Consider the following 15,216-nt stretch of genomic DNA (forward strand, 5'->3'; position numbering starts at 1 on the left):
GTCACGCGCCTTCGATGGACGTGCGATCGACCAGTTTCACCTCGACGGGCCTGCCGCCGTTGTTCAGCGATTCGACACCCGCCTCGCACACCGCGGCGGCGGCGTAGCCGTCCCACGCGCTCGGCCCGTCGACATTCGTGCCGTTGCGAACAGCATCCACCCAGCGCTGGAACTCGGTGTCATAGGCCTGGCCGAAGCGCTCCTTGAAGCTCGGGGTGATCTGGCCACCCCAGCTGCCGGGGGCATTCCTGCGGACCAGACCGACGTCGAGTCCGATCATGGCGCTGCCCTTTTCGCCGACGATCTCGGTGCGGACCTCATAGGCGACACCGGTGGTGACGAACACCTCGACGTCCACGTGCTTGCCGGACACCGTCTTGAAGATCCCGATCTGCGGGTCCTGCAGGCCCTGGGGCGCAGCGGGGTTCGCGGCCGGGCGGATGATCTGCACGGAGGCGATCTCCTCGCCGAACAGGAAACGGGTCACGTCGACCTCGTGCACCAACGAGTCCCGCACGATCATGTCGCTGTCGAAGTTGGGCGGCACGGCGGGATTGCGGTGGGCGCAGTGCAGCAGCAGCGGCTCACCGAACTCGCCGGCGTCCAGCAGCGATTTCAGCTGCGCGTACTCGTGGTCGAAGCGGCGCATGAACCCGACCTGGATCAGCCGCTTGCCCAGCTCGGCCTCGCGTTTGACCACCGCGAGCGAGGTCTCCACGTCGGTGGTCAGCGGCTTCTCGCACAGCACCGGCTTGGCGTGCTCCAGGCAGGCCAGCAGTTGCTTCTCATGGGTGGGGCCCGGGGTGGCGATCACGACGGCGTCGACCTCGGGGTCGGCGATGGCGTCGAGCGGGTCGCCGATGGCCCGGCAGCCGGGGATGCCGGCGGCGATGGCCTCGGCCTTCTCGGTGAGGTAATCGTTGACCACGACGACCCGCGCGCCGGAAATACGCGAGGTGATGCGGGCGACGTGGTCGGCGCCCATCATCCCGACGCCCAGGACGGCAATCTTCAACTCAGACATGAGGTGTGGTTCTCCTACTTGAAACGGACGGACGGAATGCCACACGAGCCCAGGTACTCACTCGTGCGCTTGGCGATGGGCAGGGGAGCGTCGACCTCACAGGGATACATGTCCTGCTCGACGATCGCGAAGACGTCGATGCCGAGCTTCTCGATCTCGGCCAGCAGCGGCGGCATGTCCGGAATGCCCAGTGGCGGTTCGGTCATGGCGCCGAGCTTGACTGCCTCACCGAACGGCAGGTCCTCGGCCTCGACCTTGGCGCGCACCTCGGGATCGACCTGCTTGAGGTGCAGGTACCCGATGCGCTCCGGGGCGCGCCGGATGATCGCGATGTTGTCGCCGCCGCAATAGGAGATGTGGCCGGTGTCCAGACACAGGTTCACGAACTCGCCGTCGGTGCCGTCCAGGAAGCGGTAGACGTTCTCCTCGGTGTCGACGTGCGAGTCGGCGTGCGGGTGGTATTGCGCACGCACGCCGTACTTCTCGAACATGGCCTTGCCGAGCTCGTTCATGCCCTGGGTCTTCTTGCGCCACTGTTCGGTGGTCAGGTTGCGATCCTCGAGCACCGCGCCGGTGGCCGGGTCGCGCCACATCTCGGGGATGACGACGACGTGCTTACCGCCCACGGCTGCAGTCAGTTTCGCGACGTCTTCGATCTGACTCCACACTGAGTTCCAGTTTTCGTCCGCAACTATCCCGTCCCGGTGCAGGTGCTCGAACACCGTGCCTGCGGACAGCTTCAGGTTGCGCTTGGCCAGTTCGTCGGCGAGCTGCGCCGGATCGGTAGGCAGGTAGCCGAACGGCCCCAATTCGATCCACTCGTAACCGGATTCGGCTACCTCGTCGAGAAACCGGGTGTACGGCGTCTGGTTAGGGTCGTCGGGGAACCACACGCCCCAGGAGTCGGGGGCGGAGCCAACGAGAATGGTGCTCATCGGAAAATATCCTTTCGGTGATCAGACTGATGCGCTGTGACGGGTGCCGTGCTGGGTCTCGAATCGCTCTTCGAGTTCTTCGAGGGTGGTGTCTTTGGTTTCGGGGACGAAGCGGAGCACGAAGAGGAACGAGGCGACATTGATGAGAACGAACAGTCCGAAGGTGCCGGTGGATCCCAGTGCCTGGTTCAGCAGGGGGAAGGCGAACGAGATGATCGCGTTGGTGCACCACAGCACGAAAACCGCTATGCCCATGGCGAATCCGCGGATGCTCAGCGGGAAGATCTCCGAGAGCAGCAGCCAGACGACGGTGCCGATGAACATCTGGACGAAAGCGACGAACAGCACCATGCAAGCCAGGATGACGTAGCTGCGGGTCATCGACGCGGGCATCAGGAAGGTCGCCGCGAGTGCGGCCTGGGACAGCGCGACGCCGGCGAATCCGATGAGCAGCATGGCCCGTCGGCCGACGAATCCGAGCAGGATGATCCCGATAATGGTGGTGACCACCGATGTGACGCCGACGGCGATGGTGGCCACCAGGGCCGCGCTGACGCCCAGTCCGCTCTGCTCGAGAATGGTGGGCGCGTAGTAGTTCACGGTGTTGATGCCGGTGGCCTGCTGGACGATGGCCAGGCCGCAGCCGATCAGCACGACCCTGCGGATCCACGGCACGTCACGGATCACGGAGAACGGGGTCGCGGTGGACTTGAGCATGTGTGCGGTGTGCTCGGCGATCAGGCCGAACTCGGCGTCGGCCTCGTCGGGGGTGCGGCTGAGCCGCAGCACGGTGCGGGCCTCGTCCATCCGGCCCTTCAGCCCGTACCAGCGGGGCGAGTCGGGCAGCACCAGCATGCCGAGGAAGAGGGCGATCGCGGGCACGGCGGCGACTGCGAGCATGGTGCGCCACACGTGCGGGTCGTGGATGAGGTGGTCGAGCAGTGCATTGGTGGCGAAGGCGAGCATCTGGCCGGTGACGATCATCAGCTCGTTGATGGTGACCATGCGGCCCCGTCGTTCGGCGGGGGCCATCTCGGCCAGGTACAGCGGGCAGGTCACCGCGGCGGCGCCGACACCCAGACCGAGGATGATGCGGGCGGCAACCATGATCTGCACGGTCGGGGCCAGCGCGCAGCCGACGGCGCCGATGAGGAACAGCCCCGCGCAGACCAGGAGCATGCGCTTGCGTCCGATCCGGTCGGCGACCCGGCCGCCGAACAGCGCGCCGAAGGCGGCGCCGGGGAACAGCAGGGAGCTCACGACGGTGGCCTCGCCGAACGAGGACAGTGCGAGGTCGTCCTTCATGTAGAGCAGTGCACCGGAGATGACGCCGGTGTCGTACCCGAACAGCAGGCCGCCGAGTGTCGCGATGACGGTGAGCTTGGTCAGGAAACGTCCTGACTCCTGGGGGGTGGTCATCGGTGTACCTCTGTCTGTCCGCGACGGGAATCCGCCGACTTTCTGGATCTAACGCGCGTTAGTAACGCGCGTTAGAGCTACTATGGGTGCTCGAATAGGGATGTGTCAACCGTCACGTCGTTCAGGAGGTGTGATGCCGTCAGCCCCGCGCAGCGGTGCCTCATCGCGCCGCCCGACGATGGCCGAGGTCGCGGCCCGCGCCGGCGTCTCGCGGACGCTGGTGTCGTTCATTCTGGACGGCAAACCGGGGGCCAGTGAGGAGACCAGACAGCGCGTGCTCGCCATCGCCGAGGAGGTCGGGTACCGGCCGGACTCGGCCGCCCGGCTGCTCGCGCTCGGGCGCAGCCGAACGCTGGGCGTGCTGACCGACGTGCGCCAGCTCTTCCAGGCCGAGCTGGTCGCCGGTATCTACCCGGCCGCCGAGGAACTCGGCTACGAGGTGCTGCTCACGACGAACCTGTCCGACCGGCCGGAATCGGTCCCGGTCGATGCGCTGCTGAGCCACCGCTGCGGCAGTCTGGTGCTGCTGGCCCCGGTATCCGCGATCGATTACCTCATCAAGTTGTCATCCGAAGTGCCCGTCGTCGTGGTGGGCCCACGGCTACCCGCCGACGCCCTCCTGGACGGGACGAACCTGGCGTCGGTGCGCACCGATGACGCCCAAGGTACCGGCGAGGCGATCGACTATCTGGTCTCCTTGGGCCACAAGGACATTCTGCACGTCGACGGTGGCGAGGAGTCCGGCTCGCCGGAGCGGCGCCGCGGTTACCGCGAGGCCATGCACGCGCACGGCCTCGGCGACCGGATCGACGTCATCGCGGGCACCCACACCGAGGACGGCGGTGCCGTCGCGGCGCGGGAGCTGCTCGCCCGACCGCACCTGCCGACGGCGGTGCTGGCCAGTAACGACCGCAGCGCGCTGGGTCTGCTCGACGTGCTGACCCGCGCCGGCGTGGACATCCCCGGTGACCTCTCACTGGTGGGATTCGACGACAGCCGGCTGTCGGACTATCCGCGGATCGACCTGACCACGGTGCATCAGGATGCGCACGGTCTGGCCCGGCATGCGGTGCGGCTGGCGGTGGAACTGCTCGAGCAACGATGCAGCGGACCCAAAGAGGTTGTGCTGGAAGCAGAACTCGTCGTCCGTGGCACCAGCGCCGCACCGCCCGCGGGACGCTGAGCGCTCAGGCTGACGGCGGGCCGAGGCTGCCCGCGCCGGCTATTCGTTTGATCCGCGCCCGGATTTCGGTCTCGGTGGAGCCGAGTTCGCGCGCGATGGCCGGCACATCCAGTCCATGGGTGCGCATGTCCAGAATTTTCACGTCGCGGCGATGATGCTTGATGCCTCGTGCCACTGCCACCAGGCACGCGGCCACCATCAGCCCGACCAGTGCCAGGGCCAGCCAACTCCACAGCATGGCCAATGCTAGCTCTGGCGATGCGGCGATGTGCGTTAGGTTCACACTGACAAGCGGAGGAGTGGCAGATGGTGAACTTCGCCCTGCGGTCCTGTGGCCTGCGCGGGCACGCGACGTTCGCACCCGACGAGCCCGAGTTGCGGGACCGTCTGCGGGTGGACACGCCGGTCGGTGAGGCGTGGCGTTGCCTGCGGTGCGAGACGTTCGTGGTCGGCCCGCCGCGTGGCCACGGTCCCGCCGACACCGCACCCGAGGTGCCCCGCGGCAGGCTGTTGCGGGACCGGACCCTGATGCGGATCCTGGCCGCCGAACGGGTGATTCGCGCGCTGTTGCTGTTGCTGGCCGCCGGCGGGGTGCTCAAGGTCCGCGGCGAGCGTGAGCATCTGAAACAGGCTTTCGAAGAAGAGCTTCCGCTGCTGCGCCCGCTGGCCGACCAGATCGGCTGGAATCTGGACGAGTCAAAGGTCATCCGGCACATCGGCGATGCCTTCTCGCTGTCGTCGACCACCTTGTTGTGGATCGCGATCGGGCTGGCCGCCTACGCCTGCACCCAGCTGGTCGAGGCCGCCGGCCTCTGGTTGATGAAGCGTTGGGGTGAATATTTCGCCGTCGTGGCGACCAGTGCCTTTCTGCCCCTGGAAATCTACGAACTGACCGAGAAGGTGACGGTGCTGCGGGTCGCGGCAGTGGTCATCAATGTCATCGCGGTGGTGTGGTTGCTGTGGAGCAAGCGGCTGTTCGGCCTGAACGGTGGAGCCAAGGCGTATTGGGCGGAGCACCACACCGAGAGCCTGATGAGCGTCGAACGTGCGGGGCTGGAAGGCGCTGCGTCCTAGCTGTCGTGACCTGGCTGTTGTGACCGGCCGTCCGACGAGCCCAGCCGCTCCCGCGCGTACTGCCGCACGGCCTCTTTCGCGATCTTCCCATTGCTCGTCAGCGGTAGCGCCTCGAGGAACAGGACGTGGCGCGGGCGTTTGAACCCGGCAAGGCTGCCGCGCACGTGCGCGATCAGGTCTTCGGTGCTCACCGGCTGCCCGGGCTGGGGGACCACCACCGCGCAGATGGCTTCGCCCCAATAGGGATCCGGCACGCCGACCACTGCCACCTGGTCCACGCCGGGGTGGCGGGACAACACATCTTCCACCTCACGGGACGACACGTTCTCCCCGCCGGTGATGATCACATCCTTGAGGCGGTCCGACACCACCAGGCGACCGGCATCGTCGAGGTAGCCGACGTCGCCGGTGTGCAGCCAGCCGTCCACCGTTGCCGGGGTGTCCGGCCAGTAGCCCGCGGCGACTTGCGCCCCGCGCACCAGGATCTCCCCGACGGGGCCCGGACCGGCGATGCGTATCTGCACCCCGGCGTGCGGCCGTCCCGCGCTCGCCAGGACCGCGGGGTCGTCGGTCCGGTGCTCCTCGGGTCCGAGAAACGTGACGTTGCCGCCGGTTTCGGTCATTCCGTAGCCCTGATGAAACCCCACCCCGAGCCGGCTGATGGCCCGGTCCAGCAGGTCGGCGGGGATGGCGGCCGAACCGTAGGCGATATCGCGCAGGGTGGGCAGGGCAGAGCCGGTGCGCTCCAGATGGCGGAGCAGGCTGTGCAGCATCGTCGGCGCCAGCGAGCACGATGTCACGCCGTGCGCGTCGACGGCCTCGGCGAAGGACTCCGGCCGAAAGGTCGGGACCGGGAGCACCGTCGAACCCGCGCCGTGGTGCACCAGCACGTTGTAACCGGCGATATGGCACATGGGGAAGGGCAGCAGATACACCCCGCCGGAACGCACTGCCCGGCCGGTGATGGTTCCGCGTACGGCGGCCAGCAGTGATCGGTGGGTGTGGATGACGCCCTTGGGCTTTCCGGTGGACCCGCTGGTGAACAACAACCACGCCGGGCTGTCCGGGGCGGGCGTCACGTCGACGGTCGAGTCGGACCGATCCCGCCAGTCAGGGCCGTCGAACGGGATCAGGCGGTGGCCGCTGCCGGTCAGTGGCGCGAGGTAGCCGGGGTCGCCCACCACCAGGGCGGGACGGACCGAGGCCAGCTGGTCCAGATGCTCTGCGCCACTGAGGCGTTGGTTGATGAGCACCAGGATCCGTCCTGCGCGCGGTATCCCGTAGTACAGGCGGGCGTAGTCGGCACTGTTGTCGGCGATGACGGCGATGCGATCACCCGGCACACTGCGAGCCACCGCCCAGGCCGCGGTCGTGCGGATCTGGGCATCGAACTGCGCGAAACTGATGGCCGTCCCGTCGGGGCCGATCACGGCGGCCCGGGCCGGTGTCTCGGCGGCCGCCGCGGTGATCAGTTCGTGCAGCAGCACGGTCACAAATCGTCGATGCCGATGATGCCGTCCTGGATGGCGCGGGCCACCAGAGCGGCCTTGGTCGGCGCCGGCCGACCCACCGCGGCGTATTTGACCCGGACGCGCTGCAGGTGGGTGCGGACGGTCGCCGGGGCGATGTCGAGCCGTCCGGCAACCAGATCCTTGCTCTCGGTCTGGAACCAGGCGAGCAGCACTTCGCGCTCGCGCGGAGCCAGGGCGGGACGCCCCTGACGACGATCCGCGCCCAACGCGCCCGCCATTCGGGGGCCGACGTACGTGCTGTCGGTGCTGGCGGCCCGGATCGCCTCCACGAGATGCTTGCGACCCTCGGATTTCACCAGATAGGTGACGGCCCCGAGGTCCAGGCACGTCAGGATGACCTCCGCGTGCTCCAGATGCGAGTACACGACCACCCGGTGGCCGGCCTGCGCGATGCGTTCCAGGGCGGTGAAGTCCGGTGCCGGGCCGGTCAATTCCAGATCGAAGATCACCACGTCCGCCACCTCGGCGTGGGTGGCGGCGAGAAACGACTCGGCATCGAAGTAGCTGTCCGACAACCGGATCGGCGGATCTGCGGCGCCGCACCAGGCGCTGATCCCGCTGTGGATCACGCCGTGGTCGTCGATGACGGCGACCGTTACCTCACTCGCTGCTGTGGGCATTGCGCCGATCCCCTTCCCCTGCACCATGTCGGATGGTCAGCCAGGCGATGTCGTCGTGCGCGGTCAGTTCGACATCGCAGTCCCTCAGTTCGGGCCATTGTGCCAGGTCATCTGTCAGGCCTTGGCACACGATGCTGGCGAGCACGCCGTCCGGCCCGGCGGTGATCGCGATCCGGGCCGACGCGGAGGTGACGTTCAGCGCGTGACCCAGTGCCTCGGCCATCGGATCCACCTCGGCGGCAGCCAGATCCGGCAGTGCCCCTTCGATGTGCAGGGAGACGTCGACGCCGCGTTCTTCGGCGGCATCGATGGCACGCCGTACGGTGCGCAGCAGAGGATGGTCGAAGCTGGCCGACTGATCGAAGAGCACCCGCATACGTTGGGTCTCCAGTTGCGCGCGCCTGCGGAAGGCGGCGTCGATGGGCTGGTGGTCGGCCAGCGCACTCAGCATCGGCCGGACACCGGTGATCAGGTCGGCGTAGCGGCGCCCATATTCGTCCTGGAGGGCGCGGGTCACCTGCTCGCGGGTGAGTAGCTTTATCCGCGAAACGGTTTCGGCGTGTGCGTTCTCGGCGGCGGTATTGATCAGGGTGTTGAACAACAGCACGCACATCTGGACGGTGAGGATGCTGGCCGTACCCAACGCGATGTTGAGAACCGTTGCGGAGGTGGGCTGGCGGGCCGCGCTCACCACGGCGGGTATGAGCCAGTAGAGGGCAAGCAGGGCGCGCGCCCGGGGCTGGGATTGACGCACCAGCAGCGGCATCAGGCACCACCCGATCGCGCTCTGGGACCACTGGGCCTGCCCGCCGATCAGGTGCGGGGGAACCAGCATCGTCTGCGTCAGGGCGACGGCCATCAACGTCGCGGCCCCGACATGGGGCGACAGTCGGGCCCGCCCGAGGATGTCGGGCACCGCACTGAGCGCGCACAGTCCGGCCGCCACGGCCAGCGCGACCTGCAGGTGCGGGTTGGGCAGCAGCGCCAGCGCCGGGAGCGCCATCGCCGCCAGATTGATGACGGCGAAGCCGACCAGCACCAGCCCGTAGCCGACCCGGATGCGTTCCAGCAGGCGCTCCGGATCGACCGCGTCGGCGTCGGATCGTGCGGCGGCCCAGGATAGTTCGACGGTCGTGCCGGCACCGGGCGCAGAGGTGACGTCAGCCCGGCCGCCGGACTGTGTCATCCGGCCGATGACCGAGGCGGCCAGGCCGTGACCCGTCGCCGGCGCGGAGGGGTCGAATCCCACCCCGTCGTCGGCGATCACGACCACGTGAGGCCGGACGTCGATGGTGACCAGGGCGGCGTGGGCGTGCCGGTCGACATTGGTCAGCGTTTCGCGGGCCGCGGCCACGATGGCGTGGGCCACCGCACCATCCACCCACAGCGTCGGCAATCCGGTGATCCGCGCCGGCGTGCGCAGGTGTGCCGTCAGGGCATGCAGTGCGCCGACCAGTTCCGTCGGTTCGTCGCGGGCGGGGGCGGGCCCGTCGCCGAGGATCGCCAGATCCCGCCTGGCCTGGGCGGCGAGCCGGTCGGCGGGCAATGCCGTGCCCTGCCCGACCAGCAGCAGCGTCGAGGCCACGGTGTCGTGCAAAAGGCGGGCCTGCTCGCGGTCATAGGAGCGGACCGCGGAGCCGACCTGTTCGGCGATCTCGGCCCGCTGCCTGCCGTGGCGGGCGGTGTCCACCGCGCCGGTGACCCGCAGCACCGTCAGTCGCATCAGCGCCGAGGTCGCCCACTGCAGGGCGAAATAGTAGAGGTTGAAGATCTCCGGGACATGGGACCAGCCTGCGACCTGCGCGGCGCCGTAGGCGTAGGCGGCCGCGATGCCCAGCGTCATCGACAACGACCACCGCGCGGGCAGCGAGATGCCGTAGGTGATGACGGCGGTGCCGACGATGGCCACGGGGGCGCAGTTCGATTGGTAGAACGCAGGATCCGATACCAGCAGCGGGATCGCCAGGCAGACCGCGATGGTGGCGACATAGTCGGCGACGGTGGCCGGCATCGAGCGGGACCGGGTCAGCAATCGGTAGGCCGACCACGCACCCAGTACGGCCAGCAGCACCTGACCCGCTGCCGAAGCGGTGTCGGCGGGATCGGCCACCACGACCGCGGCGACCAGAACCGTCGCGCTGTGGCGCATCAGGATGGCGACCGTGCCCGCCCGGCGGTCCATGTGCCTGCGGGAGGCATCGTCGAATGTGGTGTCCATGCTGCGCTGCATTGTGTCCGAGGCGGCGACCGTCCGCAGCGGTGATCGGGCTGGTGTCAGTCGCTGTCGGGCAGCAACAGCGACAACATGGTGTCGAGCCGGTCCGCCATCTGGTGGTAGCTCATGACGCGGGACTGCACTTGGAGCAGCGCGCCCCAGAACATCGTCTCCAGGGTGTCCATGACCTCCGGCCATGCGCCCATCCCCAGGGCAGCGGCGGTGCGCCGGTGCACCTCGGCGGCGACTCGGGCACGGACCGCGGCGACGGCGTCGTCGTCGTCACGCAGCAGGGCACGCGCACACGCCGAGGCGAGCAGGGGTTCGTCGGCCAGTACCAGGGTGATGGCGCGCAGTTGCGTGCCCACCCTGGTTCGGATCCCGGCGTCGGGATCGATGTCGAGTGGGAGTTCGTGGACCCGGGTGAGGTACAGCTCGGCGAACATCGCGTCGACGGACGGAAAGTGCGCGAACACAGCCGATGGGGTGATGCGGGCCCGGGCGGCCACCTCGGTGAGGGACAGTTCGGCGCGGGCATCGAGGATGGCGGCCGCGGCACCGAACACCTGCCGGTGCGTCTGCTTGATCCGGACAACCGGATTCTGTGCGTGATCCTGCAAATAGGTGACATCAGCCACCGCTGGGCTGGACATGTGTCCAGGATAGAGGGCGCCCGAGTGATTGGCAATCGAGTGGACTGAAACCCGACTCCACATGGCCTTTCGCTTCCGGTAGGCCATTTCCCGACGGAGTCGAAATGTGCCTGGCATCCGCGACGGCTACAGTTTCCAGACAAGTGTCCAGTAATTTCGGAGCAGGCCGAGGGGGAGACCATGAGTTACGTGATCACACAGAACTGCTGCAAGGACGCCAGTTGTGTGCCGGTGTGCCCGGTCGACTGCATCCGGCCGGTGGCCGGTGATGACACCGACATGCTCTACATCGATCCGGAGGCCTGCATCGACTGCGGCGCCTGCTTCGACGAGTGCCCCGTTGATGCGATCCACTACGAAGAGGACCTGCCGCCCGGACAGGAGCGCTTCCGCGAGATCAACGCCGCCTACTTCGAGCGCCACCCCCTCGAGCCGGACACCGCCGCACAGCGCCCCACCCGCGCGGCCGTGGCCGCCGGCGCGCTGCGGGTCGCGATCGTGGGTGCGGGTCCGGCCGCCTGCTACGCCGCGGCCGAACTTATCGACATCGACGGCGTCGAGGTGAATCTCTTCGAACGACTGCCCACCCCGTTCGGTCTCATCCGGGCCGGCGTGGCGCCCGATCATCAGCACACGAAATCGGTGGTGAGCATCTTCGAACGGGTCTTCACCAACCGCCGGTTCGGTTGTCATCTCGCTGTCGAGATCGGCCGTGATCTCACGCACGACGATCTGCTGACCCACCACCACGCCGTCATCTATGCCGTGGGCGCCGCGACCAGTCGCGCGCTCGGAATCCCCGGTGAGGATCTGCCCGGCAGTCATCCCGCGGCCGATTTCGTCGGGTGGTACAACGGCCACCCCGATCACGCCGGGCGTGCCTTCGACCTGGACACCGAACGGGCCGTCATTGTCGGCAACGGCAATGTCGCGCTGGACGCCGCACGGATGCTGCTGATGGGTCAGGACGCACTCGCGGGTACCGATATCGCCCAACACGCACTGGAGGCGTTGCGCGACAGCCTGATCCAGGAGGTCGTGATTCTGGGGCGGCGCGGCATCGCCGACGCCGCATTCTCGGTGGGTGAGTTCATCGCCCTCGGCCATCTCGACGGGGTCGATGTCATCATCGACGGCGATCTGCAGGCTCCGGTGGACGAGGCCGATCTCGGTGCGGTGCTCAAGACGGACATCGCCCGGGAGTACGCGCAGAGGGAGATGACTCCCGGTAACAAGCGGATCGTGTTCCGGTTCAACACCACTCCGGAGGAGATCGTCGGCGACGACGCCGTGCAGGCGCTGCGGGTGAGCCGTGGCGGGGAACCCGACACGCTGACGACAGGACTGATCCTGCGCTCCATCGGCTATCACGGGGCCCCGGTCGACGGGTTGCCCTTCGACGAGTCCGCCGGCGTGGTGCCCAACGAGGACGGCCGGGTTGTCGGCGCTGCGGGCAGCTACGTCACGGGCTGGATCAAGCGTGGCCCACGGGGCGTGATCGGCACCAACCGAACCTGCGCCGTGCAAACCGTCGATGCACTGTGGCAGGACCATGTCGACGGCGTCCTGCAGCGTGATCTCGAGAGCTCCGAGGAACTGCGAAAGCTCCTGGAAGAACGCGGGATCCGGCACCTCGATTGGTCGGGCTGGCGGGCCATCGATGGTGCCGAACGTGACCGCGGCGCCGCGGCAGCACGTCCCCGGGTGAAGTTCATCGCCATCGAGGACATGCGTGCCGCGGCCCTGGGGTGATACTCAGGATCTGGTGAGTTCCGCGTAGCGCGCCAGATGGTGGTCGGTGGAGCCGAACTCGTACTGCACGGCCGTCAGTCGCTTGAAGTAGTGACCGATGGCGAGCTCCTCGGTCATGCCCATGCCGCCGTGCAGCTGCACCGCGTTCTGCCCGATGAACCGTGCCGCGCGGCCCACGGTGGCCTTGGCGGCCGAGACGGCCCGGGACCGCTGGTCGGCGTCGGCCTCCAGGTTCAGCACGGCCAGATACACTGCGGCCACCGATTGTTCGAGCTCCATGTGCATGTCGACCATGCGGTGCTGCAGCGCCTGGAAGCTGCCGATCGGGGTGCCGAACTGCTGGCGCTGCTTGCTGTATTCGACGGTGTCGGCCAGAACCTTGCGCATGTTGCCGACGGCTTCCGCGCACACCGCCGCCGCGCCCTCGTCGCGGGCCTGTGCCAGCGACGGCCAGGCCGCGCCGTCCTCGCCCAGCAGCGTCGCCCGCACTCCGTCGAACTCGATGTCGGCGGCCCAGCGGTCATCGACCGTGCGGTATCCGTGCACGACGAGTCCGGCGGGGGGGTCCGTCACATCGACGAGGAACAGTGACAGGCCGGCCGATGTCGTCGCGGTGACGAGCAGGTGACTGGCGAGTCGGGCGTTGAGCGCCATGATCTTGGCGCCGTCGAGCAGCCAGTCGTCACCGTCGCGGCGCGCGGTGGTGGCCACGTCCTGCCAGCGTTCGCCGGACTGCGCCTCGGCAGCGGCCAGCGCGACGACGGCCGCACCCGCCACGAGTCTCTCCAATAGCTCGCTTGCGCTGGTTTCATTCCCCGTCGCTTCGCTCGCCCGGGTTTTATCCCCCGTCGCTTCGCTCGCCCGGGCCGCACGCACCAACAGTCCGCCCGCCACCACCGCGGTGTCGACATAGGGCTCGACCACCAGTGCCTGCCCGAGAGCCTCGGCGATCACCATGACTTCCACAGGGCCGCCACCGATCCCGCCGACCTCCTCGGGCAGTGCCGCGCCGAGGATGCCGAGTTCATCGGCGAACGCGCGCCAGATCTCGGGCTGCCAGCCGGCCCCGGTCTTGGCGGCCGCGCGGCTGGATTCCAGCTGATAGCGCGTCGCCAAGAATTTGGTCAGGCCGTCGCGCAGCAGTTCCTGTTCACCGGTCAGTCTGAAGTCCATTTACAGTCCCAACTCCGCTTTGGCGAGGATATTGCGCTGAATCTCGTTGCTACCGGCATAGATTGAGCCGGCCCGGTCGTTGAGGTAACGCAACGGCGCGACCGCCTGCCACGGTTCGCCGCTGAGGTAGCCGTCCTCGGGCACGATGAAATCCGCGATCGGCCCGCCCGGGCAGGTGGCGTGCGGCTGGTAGGCGCGACCGCGCGGGCCGGCGGCTTCCATGGCCAGTTCGGTCAGCGCCTGGCTCAGTTCGGTCGAGATGACCTTGAGCATCGACGACGCCGCGCCTGGGTGACCCCCGCCGGCCAGCGCCGCCAGCACCCGGTACTCCAGGATCTCCAGCACCTCGGTGCGGATCCGGGCGTCGGCGAGCTTGCGGGCGAAGGAGGGGTCGTCGATCAGCAGACCACCCGCCGGGCCGGGCTGGGTGGCGGCCGCGGCGGCGACCTCCTCGGCCATCACCTGCAGCGCGGGGGCGGTGGCGCCGCCACCGCGCTCGAATTCCAGCAGGTACTTCGCGACGGTCCAGCCGTCGTCGATCTGCCCGATGACATTGGTTTTCGGGACGCGGACCTCGTCGAAGAACACCTGGTTCTGCACCTCTTCCCCAGAGGTCATCACCAGGGGGCGGATCTGGATTCCGGGGGTGGCCATGTCGATGAGGACGAAGGTGATGCCCTGCTGCTTCTTGCCGCTGCGCGAGGTGCGCACCAGGGCGAACATCCAATTGGCTTCGGTGGCGTGGGTGGTCCAGATCTTGCTGCCGGTGCAGACCAGGTCATCGCCGTCGTGGGCGGCGGCCATGGTCAGCGCCGCCAGATCCGAACCGGCCTCGGGCTCGGAGTAGCCCTGGCAGAAGAACACCTCGCCGGTGAGGATGCGGGGGAGGAAGAAGTCCTTCTGCTCCGGGGTGCCGAACTTGACGATGGCGTGGGCGACCATGCGAATGCCCATCGGGGACAACGAGGGGGCCCCGGCCAACTGAGATTCCCTGCTGAAGATGTAGTGCTGGGTCAGGGTCCAGTCACAGCCGCCGTGCTCCACCGGCCACGCGGGCGCCGCCCAACCGCGCTCGTGCAGGATTCGCTGCCACTCCATGCTGGCCTCGTGATCGCTGTACACGCTGGTCATCAGCCGGCCCGCACGCTGCAGTTCGGGGGTGAGCCGGGCCGCGAGGAACTCGCGCACCTCGTCCCGGAAGGCGGAATCCACCTCTGACCAACTCAGGTCCATATGTCCTCGCCTCTCCCTCGGCTATCTAACTACGTAATATAACTGGCTGCTCGCGGCTGCGAGCCAAGGGGGCGAATCGCACGTGATGTGGTCGTCGCCACGGTGGATCTGCGCGGTTTCGGACCGCTCGTCGGGCGGCGCGGGTGCTATCTTCATCTGGTTGCCGCGGTCCATGCTGGCAAACCCCCTCGATCCCTCGCGTGGACCGCGGCTCCACTTTGCGAAAGTGTGCTGGCGCCAGACGGTCGTCGTCTCGTTTGATTACTTTCACGAGTGTTAATACTGTGGGGGGCCTCGATTTGCGGGGCTGCCTGAACACATCGCCACTGTTGCTCAAAGCCACACGGTGTACGCGGCGATTCGCGCTTGAGCAATGGTGAGGTCACTAACGAGCTATGTGGGA

At 67.8% G+C, this 15,216-nt stretch carries 13 protein-coding genes; 3 read left to right on the top strand and 10 right to left on the bottom strand.

Features of this window, described 5'->3' with window-relative positions; all coding sequences use genetic code 11:
• Position 1: 1 nt before the first annotated feature.
• From AC1DY7_RS08275 to AC1DY7_RS08285, 3 genes are read right to left on the bottom strand one after another with little or no spacing between them, the layout of a single operon-like run.
• Complete coding sequence (locus AC1DY7_RS08275; RefSeq protein WP_477493155.1) at positions 2–1,024, bottom strand: Gfo/Idh/MocA family protein; 1,023 nt, start codon at positions 1,022–1,024, stop codon at positions 2–4.
• A gap of 14 nt (positions 1,025–1,038) precedes the next feature.
• The gene (locus AC1DY7_RS08280; protein WP_477493156.1) at positions 1,039–1,959 is read right to left on the bottom strand and encodes a sugar phosphate isomerase/epimerase family protein; all 921 of its coding nucleotides are present in this window, start codon (positions 1,957–1,959) and stop codon (positions 1,039–1,041) included.
• A 21-nt stretch (positions 1,960–1,980) separates the two neighbouring features.
• Positions 1,981–3,378, bottom strand: a complete 1,398-nt coding sequence (locus tag AC1DY7_RS08285) for a sugar porter family MFS transporter (protein ID WP_477493157.1) — start codon at positions 3,376–3,378, stop codon at positions 1,981–1,983.
• Positions 3,379–3,511: 133 nt separating this feature from the next.
• On the opposite strand from AC1DY7_RS08285, the gene AC1DY7_RS08290 reads away from it, so the two are divergent.
• Positions 3,512–4,561, top strand: coding sequence for a LacI family DNA-binding transcriptional regulator (locus AC1DY7_RS08290; protein ID WP_477493158.1), 1,050 nt, complete (start codon positions 3,512–3,514; stop codon positions 4,559–4,561).
• Positions 4,562–4,565: 4 nt separating this feature from the next.
• Here the strand turns inward: AC1DY7_RS08290 and AC1DY7_RS08295 are convergent, their stop codons facing one another.
• The gene (locus AC1DY7_RS08295; RefSeq protein WP_477493159.1) at positions 4,566–4,799 is read right to left on the bottom strand and encodes a hypothetical protein; all 234 of its coding nucleotides are present in this window, start codon (positions 4,797–4,799) and stop codon (positions 4,566–4,568) included.
• 68 nt (positions 4,800–4,867) lie between these two features.
• Between AC1DY7_RS08295 and AC1DY7_RS08300 the strand changes: the two genes are divergently transcribed.
• Positions 4,868–5,635 (top strand): DUF2127 domain-containing protein, encoded by a 768-nt coding sequence (locus AC1DY7_RS08300; RefSeq protein ID WP_477493160.1) that lies wholly within the window; start codon positions 4,868–4,870, stop codon positions 5,633–5,635.
• Here AC1DY7_RS08300 and AC1DY7_RS08305 read toward each other — a convergent pair.
• The 4 genes from AC1DY7_RS08305 to AC1DY7_RS08320 are packed head-to-tail and all read right to left on the bottom strand — an operon-like array spanning position 5,632 to position 10,655.
• On the bottom strand, positions 5,632–7,122 hold the full coding sequence (locus tag AC1DY7_RS08305) for an AMP-binding protein (protein ID WP_477493161.1): 1,491 nt from the start codon (positions 7,120–7,122) through the stop codon (positions 5,632–5,634). The genes AC1DY7_RS08300 and AC1DY7_RS08305 overlap by 4 nt on opposite strands.
• A gap of 2 nt (positions 7,123–7,124) precedes the next feature.
• The gene (locus tag AC1DY7_RS08310) at positions 7,125–7,787 is read right to left on the bottom strand and encodes a response regulator (protein WP_477493162.1); all 663 of its coding nucleotides are present in this window, start codon (positions 7,785–7,787) and stop codon (positions 7,125–7,127) included.
• Positions 7,768–10,005 (bottom strand): sensor histidine kinase, encoded by a 2,238-nt coding sequence (locus AC1DY7_RS08315; RefSeq protein WP_477493163.1) that lies wholly within the window; start codon positions 10,003–10,005, stop codon positions 7,768–7,770. The genes AC1DY7_RS08310 and AC1DY7_RS08315 overlap by 20 nt, the downstream gene beginning before the upstream one ends.
• A 56-nt stretch (positions 10,006–10,061) precedes the next feature.
• Positions 10,062–10,655: a TetR/AcrR family transcriptional regulator gene (locus AC1DY7_RS08320; RefSeq protein ID WP_477493164.1), complete on the bottom strand. Its 594-nt coding sequence runs from the start codon at positions 10,653–10,655 to the stop codon at positions 10,062–10,064.
• A gap of 180 nt (positions 10,656–10,835) precedes the next feature.
• Here AC1DY7_RS08320 and AC1DY7_RS08325 point away from each other — a divergent pair, with 180 nt between their 5' ends.
• Positions 10,836–12,407 carry an FAD-dependent oxidoreductase gene (locus AC1DY7_RS08325; protein WP_477493165.1) on the top strand — a complete coding sequence of 524 codons (1,572 nt, stop codon included), beginning with the start codon at positions 10,836–10,838 and terminating at the stop codon, positions 12,405–12,407.
• 3 nt (positions 12,408–12,410) lie between these two features.
• Here the strand turns inward: AC1DY7_RS08325 and AC1DY7_RS08330 are convergent, their stop codons facing one another.
• Together AC1DY7_RS08330 and AC1DY7_RS08335 are read right to left on the bottom strand one after the other, a co-directional pair.
• Positions 12,411–13,580, bottom strand: a complete 1,170-nt coding sequence (locus AC1DY7_RS08330; RefSeq protein WP_477493166.1) for an acyl-CoA dehydrogenase family protein — start codon at positions 13,578–13,580, stop codon at positions 12,411–12,413.
• Positions 13,581–14,813 carry an acyl-CoA dehydrogenase family protein gene (locus tag AC1DY7_RS08335; RefSeq protein ID WP_477493167.1) on the bottom strand — a complete coding sequence of 411 codons (1,233 nt, stop codon included), beginning with the start codon at positions 14,811–14,813 and terminating at the stop codon, positions 13,581–13,583. It lies immediately after the preceding gene.
• Positions 14,814–15,216 lie beyond the last annotated feature (403 nt).

This window comes from Mycobacterium sp. P2_H7, assembly GCF_056403275.1.